The organism is Streptomyces sp. JK94 (genome assembly GCF_053613315.1).
Genome location: NZ_JBSICH010000036.1, coordinates 68,637 through 80,593, shown reverse-complemented (window position 1 = coordinate 80,593; position 11,957 = coordinate 68,637). Strand labels below are relative to the sequence as shown.

Here is an 11,957-nt window from a genome sequence, read left to right as displayed (position 1 = left end):
AACGGGCACGGGCGGCCCCGCACTGTGTGCGGGGCCGCCCGTGGTGAGGGGTGGTGGGTGGGGGAGTGGGGTCAGCGGTTGAAGAAGCCCGGGCGGGGCGTCTTCTCGCGTCGGTTGGAGCGGATGTCGTCCAGCGCGCCGTAGAGCTTGGCGTGGGTGCGCCGGGTCTCGTGGGTGAGGTCGGCGGTCTCCTGGGCGGTGTCGGACAGCGTCTTCGCCTCCCGGGCGGCGCCGTCCAGGGCGGTGGCCACGTTGGCGGTGAGGCTGACGAACTTCGGGTCCAGGTCGGCGTTCTCAATGTCGGTGGCGACGCTGTCGGTGTGCTTGGCGTTGGCCTGCATGCTGCGCCGCAGTCCCTCGAGTTCGAGGGTGGCGTCGTCCATGGCCTTGCCGAGCTTGTCCAGCTTGGCCTGGACGGCCTCGTACCGGTTGTCGTCGTCGGCCACGGCGGGCGCCGCGCTGGTGTTGCGGGGTGCCAGGTCGCTGCTCATCAGCGGGTTTCCTCCAGGGCTTAGTCGTGGTGGGCGGCGGCCGACGCGTGCTTGAGGCCGGCGTCTTCCTTGACGGCCATGTCCTCGCCGTAGACGCGGGCGACCATCCCGGCCGCGAGCTTGGCGGCTTCCTTGGCGAGGCCGCACTGCTCGGCACAGCGCTGGGCCTGTCCCTTCATGCGGGCCGCGGAGTCGGCCAGGTCCGTGATCAGGTCGGTGACGGCGGTGGAGATGTTGTGGTCGCCGACCAGGTCGGCGGCCATGTCCCGCAGGGCGTCGGCGACCTTGGCGAGGGCCTCCATCAGGGCTTCGGCGCGCTCCTGGTCGGAGGCGGCCTTGATGGCGATGTTCGCCATCTCCACCAGGTACTGGTCGAACGTGATGTCGGTCCGGTGCTGGGCCCCGAGGCCGCCCGCGCCGGACGGCCTGCTGATTTGCGAGCTGCTCACGCTGTTCCCTTCCGTGCTAGTGGGGGGTCGGCTGGTGCCGGGCCGCGCGGTGTGCTTCTCCGGCGCGGGCGGCAGGCCCTTGGCACCGGTGGTCACGGCCGCGGGGGCGTCGGGGACGATGTCCGCGTCGACGATGTCGTCCTCGCCCTTGGCGGCGGGCTTGGGCGGGCGGGTGTCGTGCTCGGGCCACTCCACCGTCGGGGTGGAGTCCTCCGCACCGAACGGGCTGTCCGCCGGCCGCTCACGGCGCCCGGTCCGGCGGGTACGGCGAGGGCCGCGGGTGCGGCGACGCCGTCCGGCCTCGTCGGTGTCGGCGGTGCGGCGGCGACGGAACCGGCGGCGCTTCTTCTTCGAGCCGTCAGACGGCTCGTCACCGGCCTTGGAGGCCTTGCCCGGCTCATCGGACGCCTTGTCGTCCTTCGTGGCGCTGGAGGCCCCGTCAGGTCCGTCCTTGGCGCCCTTCTCGCCCTTGCCGTCGGTGCCCTTGTCCTTGGCGGCCTCCTCCTTCTTCGCCTTGTCCTTGTCCTTGGTCAAGCTGACCTTCGCCGTGCCGGCCTTGCCGTCCTTCGCGGCCTTGGCGGCCTCCGTGTCGGCGCGGCGCTTGTCCCAGCGGCGCTGGGCTTCCTCGCCGACGGCCTTGCCGAGGGTCGTGCGGCCCGGCTCGGAGGACGCGGCGGCTTCCCGCTTCGCCTTCCGTGCCGCGTCCCGCTCCGCCTTCTTGGCCCGGCGGTCCTCCCAGGCCTGCTGCCGGTGCGCGCGGGCCTGGTCCCGGTTCTTGGTCCGGTCGGCGACGCCGGCGGCGTGACCGGCGGTGCGCCGTTCCTGCCGTCCGGCCTGCCGGGTGCCGGCGCGCTCCTGGCGGCCGCGGGCCCGTTCGGCACGGGCGTTGGAGGCCGGGCCGTGCTGGCCCCGGCCGCCGTCCCCCTTCGAGCTGCCGCTGCCGCTCCGGTGGGAGCTGCCAGAGCCCTTCTGAGAGCCTTTCGGACCCCCGGCGGTCCCGCCGCGCCCGGAGTTGGGTGTACGGCTGCCAGAGGAGCGGTCAGGGCCCTTCGTGCCGCCCTTGCCGCTACCGCTGCCCCCGGAGCCGGAGCCGGAGCCGGAACGCCCGGCGGTGCCGCCGGAGTTGGAGCCGCGCGAGGAGTTGGGCCGGTTCGTTCCCGAGCCGGAGTTGCTGCGGGACGGCCCCGTGCCGCCCCCTCCGCCGCGCGAGCCGCCTCCGCCGCCGGCCTTCGAGCGGCCCTTGTCCGCGCCCAGGCCGGAGCTGGGCGACTTCATGCGGTCGGCGTCGGCCTTTCCGCGCGCCGCCGCTTTGTCGCCCTTCGCTTTCATCATCGCGGCGTGGAGTTTTCCGTTCTGCTCCATCATCGCGACTTCCTGCGCGGTGCGGCCCTCCAGCAGCGCGGCCTTCCGCGCTATTTCGGCCTCACGGAAAGGCGCTTCACCCTCGTGAAGCGCCCGCGCCCTTTCCAGCCGGAATTCCAGCCAGTCACCGAGACGGTCAGCGAGAGAACGAGGCTGCTCGTATTCGCCTTCCTCGTATTCGCCGTCATCTTCACCGGTTTCCGGTGCCGTAATTCCTTCCGAACGCAGCGCCGTAGCCGGGTCCGGAGCAGCCGGAATCGGCGGCAATTCCATCGTCGTCTCCTCCGGGCTCTCCGGGGGAGCCTCCGGAATGTCTTCCGGCGGGGGAATGGTGTCGATGAAATCCGGGATCGGCGGCAGCGCGTACGAGGAATCACCGCTCCAGGGGCCATGGACCAGGGTTCCGCCGCCGGCCTCATCGGAGTCGTCGGACACGGTGCACCTCCCTCCAGGGGGACTTGACAGACAGTGGGGTCTCGTGTGCACGCGCGTGCACGTGCACGTGTGCACGCTTTACGCGCGCGAGGCCCCGCCGGAGCCCGGCGGGGCCTTCGTTGGTGACGCTCAGTTACGCGGGCCGTGCTGCTTGAGGACGGTGTCCGCGTACTGCATGAGGTGGTCGAACAGCCGCGGGTCGCCCGCCTGCCGCTTCTCCAGGACCAGCTTGAAGAGGCGGCAGACCTGCGTGAATCCAGCGATGACATCGCCGCGACCGACTTTGACTTCCTTGGTGATTTCGGACCGAGTAAGGCGGAGCCAGAATTCCATCCGGCCGATTTCTCCGCGACTCTCGATCGCCTTGCGCTCTTCTTCCTGCAACCAGCTCATCCGCCCTTGAATGGAGCGTTCGACGCTGGTGAGGGGGCGCGTCACGCCGACTCCCTGTTACCCATGTCGTAAATCGACGTGGGACCACCATAGCCGAGATTCTGACTCTGCGCACCCTGCTGCGGCGGATTCGGCGCGACCTGGAGCGGCTTCGGGTTCTTCTTACGCTGCCTTTCCAGCTCCTTTTCCTTTCGCTTTCGGGCGGTATTTGCGACCGCCTCATCGTGGGCGCGGCGCTTGTAGGCGCCCTTTTCGAGGCCCTTGGTGACGGCCTCGACGTTCTTCAGGACGTCCTTGAACGCCCTTTCCACGGGCTGAGCGCGCAGCCAGGCGTCGTAGAACCGGTCACCCTCGACGTGGGTGTCGCGGCAGTGGACGCGGACCTCCTGGGCGAGGGTCTCCAGGTTCTTGCCGATGTCCAGCAGGACCCGCTGAACGTCGGCCAGGTAACGGGCGGTTGCCTCCGGGTTCTGCGCGACGTCGCGCAGAGGGGAGTAGTTCGGGTCGTTGCTGTTCACGGCGGGGTTTCCCTCCTGGTGTACTGGTGGGGCTGTCGACTGCTTCCGGCAGTCGCAGCGAGGGCCAGCCCGCTTCCTTCGGGCTGGCCCTCACTGGTGTGTGCCGGACGGTGCGGTGCGCCGGCCTTTCCGGCGGTCCGTTGAGTGGCGCGGTGCGTCAGGGCGCGAGGCCCGTCGGCGGTCGGTTGCCGCCCTGCGATCTCACGAGACGTCGCGGAAGCGGGTCCGTGCGATCTCAAGGCGGCGGCCGGCGGTGGCGCGTGAGACACCGAGGACGTCCTTGGCTTCGTCCACTGAGACGGTCTCCGCACCCTGGCGCCGGTACATGAGACTGAGCAGCGAGGTGATCTGCCCCTCGATCTCAGCGTCCCGGGCGAGCGCGGGGCGGCCGGTCTCACCGGAGCGCAGCGGAACCGGGGTCACGCCGGTGTCCGAGGAGTCCGTCTCACCGTCTGACCTGCGCGTCTCACTCGCGTGAGACGCCGTCTCAGTCGTGTTCACCGGGCCGCTCGTCTCAGCCGAACCGGTCTCAAGCTCCCGACGGGTCTCACCCTCACCCATCTCAGCAACGAGTGCCGGGGCGGTGCGCGGGTGGGGAACCGTCTCACCGAAGCCGGTGAGATCGGCGGCCCGGGTGTGCTCGGTCTCACCGGCGGGCGCGGTGCGCGTGGTCTCATCCGGCCCGGCGCCGCCCGCGGTGCCGGTCTCACCGGAGTCCGTCTCACCGGGCTCCTTGGTGATCTGGTGGATGCGCCACATCACCCACGGGGCGATGGCGGCGACGCCGACGATGAGCCACCACAGCGGGTCGCCCTTCTTGTCGACGCCGACCAGTCCGGCGTCCGCGAGGTGGTAGATCGCGTTCGCGGCGACCATGAGGATCAGCGCGCCCGCGACGTCGCGGTGCCGGCGGAACGCCTGCACGACGTAGACGTCGATCGCCAGCGGCAGCGCCCAGGCGACCTCCGCGGGCCAGCCGCTCAGCTTGGCCAGGGCGAATTCGCCGGAGGCGGTGAGGACGATCGTCGCGCCCAGGGCCACGCGCGGCCCCCAGGTGTTGACGAAGTTCTTCCTCTTCTCCTGCTTCGCGATGAGCGCCTGGGCCTTGGCGACCTCCTCGCGGGTCGCCTCCAGCTCCTTCCACGCCGACTGCTGCTCGGTACGGGCGCGGTTGCGGACCTGCTCGGCTTCCCGCTTGGCGTCGGCGACCAGGCGGCCCGCCTCCTTCTCCGCCGCGGTGATCCGCTCGGACGCGGCGGCCTCCGCGCTGGAGATGGCGCCGGCCGCCTTGGCCTCCGCGATCGAGCGAACCTTCAGGACGTCCTCTTCGGCACGGGCCTGCGCGGCCTCGAGGACCTGCTGCGCCTCGCCGCGCGTGTCGTCGGCGTCCTGCTCCGCCTCGCGCAGCACTTCGGCGGCCTGGCCGCGGGCGTGGTCCAGGATCCTCGCCGCGTCCTCTTCGGCCGTGGCGAGGTCCTCGCGGGCCTGGGTGCGCAGCTGCTCGGAGTCCTTCTCCGCCTGCTGGCGCATCTCGGTCGCGGCCTCGCGGCGGGCGCGGGCGTCGTCCTCGGCAGCGGCCACCAGGTCGGCGGCCCGCTGCTTGGCTTCCTCCACCAGGTGCGCGGCGTGCGCGGCGGTGGCGTCGGCCTCGGCCTGGACGCGGTCCTTGTCCTGCTCGGCCTCGGTGCGCAGCTGCGCGGCGCGGGCACGAGCGGCCTCCACGATCCGGGCGGCCTCGGCTTCGGCCTCGGCCTGGAGCTTCTCCGCGGCCTGGCGGCGGCGGGCGAGGGTCTGCTCGGCCGCCGCCAGGTCGCCGTCGGCGATCGTGCGGGCGCGCTGCACGGTCTCCTCCGCCGACGCGATCTGCTCCTCGGTGAGCTTGCGCATCCGCATCGCCTGGTCCTTGGCGACGGCGAGGATGCTGTCCGCCTCCGCCTGCGCCTTCTGCGCGGCGCCTTCGGCGTCGGCGCTCTTGCGGCGGGCCTGCTCGATCAGGTCCTCCGCCTCGGTGCGCGCGGCGGCCAGCAGCTGGTCGGCCTCAGCGCGGGCGGCGGTCACGATCGCCTCGGTGTCGACCTCCGGCACCGGCGCCGGGGCGGGGGCGGGCTCGGTGCCCACCGTCGTGTCGGCGGCCTCGCTCGAGCCGGCCGTCGCGGTCGTCTTGGTGGCCGGGGTGGTCTTGGCCCTGGCCGTCGTCTTCTTGGCAGGAGCCTTGCGGGCGGGCTGGCGTCGGGTGCTCACAGGCGGGGTCCTTTCCGATGTATGCCTGCCGGACCGCCGTCTCGGGGGAGGGACGACGGCCCGGCAGGGCTTGAGGGGGCGGGGTCAGTGGGGCGGCAACTCCGGACGCCGGTTGGCGGTGGCGGCCTGCTGGGCGAGCCAGGCCATCGCGGCCGCCGTCATGCCGTCGGCGGCGTCGGCGGTGTTCAGCGGGGCGGTGTCGATGTCCCGCATCGCGTCGAGCGGCGGCAGCAGCCGCATGTAGTCGCCCTGCGCGTTACGGATCAGTCCGCCCGTCACCGGCGTGAGCGTGTAGCGGATCGTGCCGCTGGTGTACCGCTCGGCGTAGGTGACGCGGCAGACGACCGTGTGGCCCGGCTTGCCCGCCCAGAACATCTCGGGGTCGCGGTACAGCACGAAGTCGTCGACCTTGAACGTGGTGGCCGCCGCGGTGGCGGCCGGGGTGGAGAAGGGCATCCGTAGCTCCTTGACGATCACGTGGTCCGGACTGTCCGGCTCCCCGCCGCCCTGTCCGCGCCGTCTGGTGCGACGGTCCGGGCAGGGGAGGCAGTCGGCAGGCCGACGCACATCAACGCACCCAGCGGCCGTCCTTGATGACCTGGCGGCCGTCCTTGAGCGTGAGGTTGGTGATGAACGCGGACAGAGTGGTGCCGTCCAGCGCACGCCGGGTGTAGTCGGTCGCCCACACGCTTTCGCCCTCGTGGGTGGCGAAGAGGTAGACCTTCGTCTCGAAGGCGGGCTCCAGGGCGGCCGCCGCGTTCTCGGCGCGTGACTCAGTGGGGAACAGGATCGTGCCGCAGTCGTCGTTGAAACCCATCAGGAACAGGTTGTGCAGCGCAAAGCCCCGCACGTCGAGGATGCTCAGCACGGGCTCGAGCGCGCCGAAGGTGTAGACGTGGTTCGGGTGGGTCTTCACCCAGCGGCTCTTGCCGTAGCTGGACATGTCCAGGGTCATAAGGAACTCCCGTTCAGATCAGCTGGTCCGGGCTGTCCGGCTCCCCGTCACCGCCCGACCCGGCCGCCACGGTGATGGGCGGTCGGTGCGGGCGGATCAGGCAGCCGTCAGTCAGGCCGCGGCCGCGAGGGGCCGGTGCGGGGCGACGACGCGTCCGTCGGGAAGCAGCTCGCCGGTGTCCTCGAAGAGCACGACGGCGTTGCACAGCAGGCTCCAGCCCTGCTCCGGGTGGCCAGCCACGACGACGGCGGCCTCGCGGTCCGGGCTGTCGGCCGACGGGCACTTCGGGGTGTGCGTGCACAGCGAGTCCGGCAGCCGGGTGCCGGTGACGGTCGGGGTGGTGCAGTCCATGAGCTCTCCCGGAGAGGAAGGAAGCCCGAGACTTTCCCGGGCTGGAGACGTGCGAAAGACCGGCCGCCCGTCGTACGGGCGGCCAGTCGATGGCAGTACTGCGGGGCGGGCCAGAAGTTGCCCGCCGGTCCCGTCCAGTGGTCAGGCGTCGGCACGCTTCCGAGCGGCGCGGCGCTTCATCCGGCGCCGCTCGTCCTCGTCGGTGCCGCCCCACACGCCGTGCTCCTGGCCGCTCTCCAGCGCCCACTGCAGGCAGCGCTCCATGACCGGGCAGCGACGGCAGGCCGATTTCGCCGCTTCGATCTGCAGCAGCGCCGGGCCGGTGTTGCCGATCGGGAAGAACAGGTCGGGGTCTTCGTCCTTGCACACCGAGCGGGCCCGCCAGTCGGTGTCGACCGGCAGGTCGGCGGAGGGTGCGTAGGTCGTGCGTACGATGGAGCGGTTCATCAGGGCCTCCCAGAAGGTCCGTACGGCAGCCCCGGGGGCGCAATCCCCGGGGCTGTTCACGTGTTGGCGGCCGGATGGCCGGAGCGGGGGTGAGCTCCCGACGCTCTCCGCCCGGAACGGGGCGGGTACGACGGGCAATGCCGGGGGAGTCAGCGGCGGTTGTTCTCCGACCGCTTGTTCTGCTCAGCGTTCTTGCGCGAGAGCTCCTCGCGCTCCGCGTCGGTCAGGCTGAGGACGGCGTTCACCGGACCGTCTCCATCTCGGAGAGGGTGCGGCGGGCGCGGCGGCCGGCCTTCGCGGCCCGTGCGTCGCCGTCGGCCACCAGGTGGCGGACCAGCCGGTGGAGAGCGACGGTGCGCTCGCGGTCCGGGCCCTTCGCCGGGGCGGGGATGGTGCGTGTCATGCTTTGCTGCATCAGGTCCTCCGAGTCAGGTCCTGGACAGCCCCGGGGGCCCAATCCCTGGGGCTGTCGCCGTTTTGGCGGGTCGTACGACCGGCCACGACCAGCGGCCACCCCTTGGTGTACTGGGGTGGCCGGTGATCGTGGGCGTCCGTCCGGGCTGTTCAGGCGGCGAGTACGGCCCCGCGGCAACGGGCGGTGTACGCGGCGGCGGTCTCGCCAGGCATCACAGCGGGCAACGCGGCCTTGACCGCAGCCACGAGAGCCGTGTGCGCGGGCTGGTCTGCCGGGGTCAGCGGACGGCCCCACATCGTGGCCAGGTGCGTGTAGGCGGCGCGGGTGACGTGCTCCGCCAGGGCATCGCTCGCCGACTGGTCCGTACCGGCGTGGGCCAGGGCGTGAAGGATGCCGATGGCCAGGGCGCGGACGGAGCGGTGGTCTCCGGCGGTCTGGGGGATCAGGGCCGGCGGGGCGCCAGCGGGTCCGTCGACGGCCCGACCGCGAGTGGTGGGGATCGCGTCGGCGGGGATCGTGCGGGCGGCGTCGGCCCGGCGGGCGGCGGGCATCGCACGCTCCCACTGGGCTCGCCGGTCGGCGGGGCGCTCCTGCGGCCGGGCGACCTTGAGGGTCTGAACGGTGGCGCGGCGGTGGCGGGTGAGGTCGACCGCGAGGCGCTCCTCGCGCGCCCAGTCCCTGTACTGGCGGCGCCAGGCGTAGTCGGTGATGTCCACGTCGACGAGGCGGTTGCTGGAGCGGCAGCGGATCGCGTCGGCGACGCCGGCCTTGCCGGTGTGGTGCGGAACCGTCTTGAGCAGGTAGGTGCCGCGGTGGGGGGTGACGGCCACCCAGGTGCCGCAGTCCGGGCACACCAGCGAGATACGGCGGGTCTGCGTGGTCTCCACGGTCCGCATGTCGATGTGACCGGGCGACAGGGTCGAAAGGACGATCGCGTCGAGGGAGCTGAGGCGGGAGGTGCGGGTGCGGCCCTTGCGCATAGCGGCTTTGGGCATGGCGAGCTCAGGCATGGCGACTCCTCGGGAGGAAGAGAGAAGGAGGGTGTTCGCGGGCGGATGCTCTCTCCGCCCACCAGGCCCACGAGCCAATGCCCGAGTCCTGGCAGACAGACAGCGCATCAGCGCTGATGTCGTGCAAGCAGTCCTGCCGACCGGGGGGTTTGGTTGTGCTACCGCCTCCGACCACCTGCCTGCCTCCGAAGAGACGAGCCGCAGGAACCGCGATGGTGCAGTCGTACTGGTGCGGAAGGCGCTTAGCGCTGGCCGCAGACACCACCATGAAGTCTTCTAGAAGAGATGTCAAGGTCTTCTAGAATGTGGTTGACTGTTCGGCACAAGCCGAGCCGAGAGGAGTCGCCATGACAGCTCCGGTCCCGAAGCCGCCAAAGTGGCGGCAGATCGCGGATGAGATCGCGAGAAGAATCGAGAATGGCGACTACGGCCCTGGTGATCGACTCCCGTCGGTCCAGGCCCTTGTCGCCGAAGGCAAGGGAGCCACGGCAACGGTCCATCGCGCCTACCAAGCCCTGGAGGCGGAAGGACTGATTCGTACGACACAGGGCAGCGGCACCACCGTGCTTGGCCCGAGCGACATCCCGCCGTCTATCCTCACGGGCGCCGCACGTTTGGAGCGCCTTCGTCGCACCGGCAGGCCGCTGGCTCCCCGGGAGACCTACGTGAACTCTCGCTCCGTTCTTCGCTCCTGCGCCGATTCCGAGGTGGCCAACCTTCTCGGGATCGACCTGTACGACGAGATTCTGCTGAGGAGCCGAACGTTCTTGCAGGACGGCAAACCCACGGTCTTGGCTCTGAACATGATTCACATGCGAGCCCTGGTGCCCTTGCCGGAACTGCTTGACGAGGGACCGATGCCGAAGTTCCGGCACGACCTCTACACCGAGCGCACTGGCAAGACGATCACCGCAGGGCCAGAGCAGAGCACGGCACGGTTGGCCTCCAACAACGAGCTTGATGAGTTCGGCATCGACGTGCCGCCAGAGGTGCCTGTACCGGTTCTTGTCCTGCGGACCCTCTACTCCGACGACGAAGGCCCGTTGGAGGTGTGGGAGGACATTCTCCGACCCGGTGTGTGGCATGGCGGTCGCGTCTGACCCTCGGTGAATGGCCACTGATTCGCCCCTCCAATCCCTTCGTTTGTGTAGGGGCCATCACACCGCCTGTAACTTTCGTGCGACATCACAAGTACTTGTCGAAGCCCGTGCGCACCCTCGTTCACGGGTTTTCAACATCCACGTACACATGAGATTTGGAGCCCGAGCCCTAGGCTCGCGACCATGACGATGACGGAGGGGCACGGGGTGGGGAAGCAGCGAGCAGGGTGGCGGCCAGACCGGTTGCGCGAGCAGCGGGAGGCTCACGGCCTGACCCTGGAGAAGGCCGGCGAGCGGCTACGGAAGGTCGCTGAGCAGGCCAAGCTGAAGGGGATCCCGGCCGCGAATCCTCAGACCCTGTGGCAGCACGAGCAGGGCGAGGTCTACCCGGGCCCGCACTACCGTCGCGCCTACTGCCTTCTCTACCGGGCCACCGAGCCAGACCTGGGCTTCCGAACTGCTCTGCCCGGCGAAGAGACGTCGTTCAAGCTCACGCCGATGGAAGACCACCTCAACGGCGCGCACGTCCTGGCCGTCGAACGGGCCATCCACCGCATCTCGCCCGGCAGCGAAGACGCAGGACACTTCGCTCTCCAGCAGCGCATCATCGACGCCTGGAAGCGGAGGCACACCGGCGGCGACCCGCATCGCCCCGTGCTGATCTTGGTCGGGGGATACGCCGGGAGCGGCAAGACAGAGCTGGCGAGGTTTTTCGTCCAGCTCACTGGCTGGCCCCTGCTCGACAAGGACCCGCTCACACGACCGCTGGTGGAACGGCTCCTGGTCGCGCTGGGCGGCGATCCGAACGACAGGCATACCGAGCTCTACCGGGAGCGTGTCCGATCGGTGGAGTACGACTGCCTCATGCAGTCAGCCATGGCGAACATCAAGTGCGGGATCAGCACCGTGCTCTCCGCTCCGTTCATCGCGGAGTTGACCGACGCAGCCTGGATGCAGCGCCTGACCAACAAGGCCGCGGCTATGGGCGTGGACGTCTTCCCGGTGTGGGTCCGCTGTGATGAGGAGTCGATGCGGGAGTACATCACCTTCCGCTCCGCTGCCCGGGACGCGTGGAAACTCCAGCGGTGGGACGAATACATGGCGACCATCGACCTTGAGCTGCGCCCGGCGGTGCCGCACCTGGTGGTGGACAACCGGCTGGGCACCGCCGTGAGCCTCGCCGACCAGGCCCGGCAGGCAATGGGGGCGATGTACACGTGAGTCCGAAGCAGGGCGTGATCCTGTACGGCCCGCCAGCGTCGGGCAAGGACACCGTCACCACCGCGCTCACCGAGCTGCACTCGAAGTACGCGCAGTTCGCCCGGCTCAAGGTCGGGACGGGCAAGTCGGCCGGCTATCGGATGGGCACTGCTGAGCAGCTGCACGAGCTGGAGGCCGCGGGCGACGTCGTCTACGCGAACGCACGGTACGGCAACACGTACGTGATCGACCGGCCCGGCGTCGACGCCGGGTTCGCGGCCGGTGTGCCCGTGGTGCACCTCGGGCAGGTCGACGGCATCCGGGCGCTGGTCGACGGCTATCCGGCCGACTGGTCGGTGGTGCTGTTGTGGTGCCCGCGCGAGGTGACCGAGCAGCGGTCGGCTGGGCGCGGCGACAGCGACACTGCGGCGCGTCTGGCGGCATGGGACGCGACCCGCGAGGACCTGGACGCGCACCCTGGCATGGCCTGGGACCTGACCGTGGACACCACGACGTCGGCGCCGCAGGACGCGGCGCGGCTCATCGACCAGCTGCTGGCGCAGCAGGCAGGAGCGGCGACGGCATGAGCG

At 70.6% G+C, this 11,957-nt stretch carries 14 protein-coding genes; 3 read left to right on the top strand and 11 right to left on the bottom strand.

The features are described 5' to 3' along the window. Positions 1 to 71: 71 nt before the first annotated feature. From ACVV2G_RS27660 to ACVV2G_RS27610, 11 genes are all read right to left on the bottom strand, one after another. Positions 72 to 491 (bottom strand): conjugal transfer protein TraB, encoded by a 420-nt coding sequence (locus ACVV2G_RS27660; RefSeq protein ID WP_453845485.1) that lies wholly within the window; start codon positions 489 to 491, stop codon positions 72 to 74. Positions 492 to 511: 20 nt separating this feature from the next. Further along, on the bottom strand, positions 512 to 2,305 hold the full coding sequence (locus ACVV2G_RS27655; protein ID WP_453845527.1) for an ATP/GTP-binding protein: 1,794 nt from the start codon (positions 2,303 to 2,305) through the stop codon (positions 512 to 514). Positions 2,306 to 2,866: 561 nt separating this feature from the next. Further along, positions 2,867 to 3,175 carry a hypothetical protein gene (locus tag ACVV2G_RS27650; protein ID WP_453845484.1) on the bottom strand — a complete coding sequence of 103 codons (309 nt, stop codon included), beginning with the start codon at positions 3,173 to 3,175 and terminating at the stop codon, positions 2,867 to 2,869. Then, positions 3,172 to 3,648, bottom strand: coding sequence for a hypothetical protein (locus ACVV2G_RS27645; RefSeq protein ID WP_453845483.1), 477 nt, complete (start codon positions 3,646 to 3,648; stop codon positions 3,172 to 3,174). Before ACVV2G_RS27645 ends, ACVV2G_RS27650 begins: the two co-directional genes overlap by 4 nt. Positions 3,649 to 3,849: 201 nt before the next feature. Next, positions 3,850 to 5,889 carry a coiled-coil domain-containing protein gene (locus tag ACVV2G_RS27640; protein WP_453845482.1) on the bottom strand — a complete coding sequence of 680 codons (2,040 nt, stop codon included), beginning with the start codon at positions 5,887 to 5,889 and terminating at the stop codon, positions 3,850 to 3,852. An 84-nt stretch (positions 5,890 to 5,973) separates the two neighbouring features. Next, positions 5,974 to 6,345, bottom strand: coding sequence for a hypothetical protein (locus ACVV2G_RS27635; RefSeq protein WP_453845481.1), 372 nt, complete (start codon positions 6,343 to 6,345; stop codon positions 5,974 to 5,976). Positions 6,346 to 6,457: 112 nt separating this feature from the next. Then, a complete protein-coding gene (locus ACVV2G_RS27630; RefSeq protein WP_453845480.1) occupies positions 6,458 to 6,844 on the bottom strand; it encodes a hypothetical protein in 387 nt (128 codons plus the stop codon). Positions 6,845 to 6,955: 111 nt separating this feature from the next. Further along, positions 6,956 to 7,147, bottom strand: coding sequence for a DUF5999 family protein (locus ACVV2G_RS27625; RefSeq protein WP_453845526.1), 192 nt, complete (start codon positions 7,145 to 7,147; stop codon positions 6,956 to 6,958). Between the two features lie 189 nt (positions 7,148 to 7,336). Continuing rightward, positions 7,337 to 7,642 carry a WhiB family transcriptional regulator gene (locus ACVV2G_RS27620; RefSeq protein WP_453845479.1) on the bottom strand — a complete coding sequence of 102 codons (306 nt, stop codon included), beginning with the start codon at positions 7,640 to 7,642 and terminating at the stop codon, positions 7,337 to 7,339. Between the two features lie 241 nt (positions 7,643 to 7,883). After that, the gene (locus tag ACVV2G_RS27615) at positions 7,884 to 8,045 is read right to left on the bottom strand and encodes a hypothetical protein (protein WP_453845478.1); all 162 of its coding nucleotides are present in this window, start codon (positions 8,043 to 8,045) and stop codon (positions 7,884 to 7,886) included. Positions 8,046 to 8,206: 161 nt separating this feature from the next. After that, on the bottom strand, positions 8,207 to 9,067 hold the full coding sequence (locus tag ACVV2G_RS27610; RefSeq protein ID WP_453845477.1) for a hypothetical protein: 861 nt from the start codon (positions 9,065 to 9,067) through the stop codon (positions 8,207 to 8,209). Positions 9,068 to 9,414: 347 nt separating this feature from the next. Here ACVV2G_RS27610 and ACVV2G_RS27605 point away from each other — a divergent pair, with 347 nt between their 5' ends. From ACVV2G_RS27605 to ACVV2G_RS27595, 3 genes are all read left to right on the top strand, one after another. Then, a complete protein-coding gene (locus ACVV2G_RS27605) occupies positions 9,415 to 10,167 on the top strand; it encodes a GntR family transcriptional regulator (RefSeq protein WP_453845476.1) in 753 nt (250 codons plus the stop codon). Positions 10,168 to 10,350: 183 nt separating this feature from the next. Beyond that, positions 10,351 to 11,388, top strand: a complete 1,038-nt coding sequence (locus ACVV2G_RS27600; protein WP_453845475.1) for an AAA family ATPase — start codon at positions 10,351 to 10,353, stop codon at positions 11,386 to 11,388. After that, the gene (locus ACVV2G_RS27595) at positions 11,385 to 11,954 is read left to right on the top strand and encodes a phosphotransferase-like protein (protein ID WP_453845474.1); all 570 of its coding nucleotides are present in this window, start codon (positions 11,385 to 11,387) and stop codon (positions 11,952 to 11,954) included. Before ACVV2G_RS27600 ends, ACVV2G_RS27595 begins: the two co-directional genes overlap by 4 nt. The last annotated feature ends 3 nt before the right edge of the window (positions 11,955 to 11,957 follow it).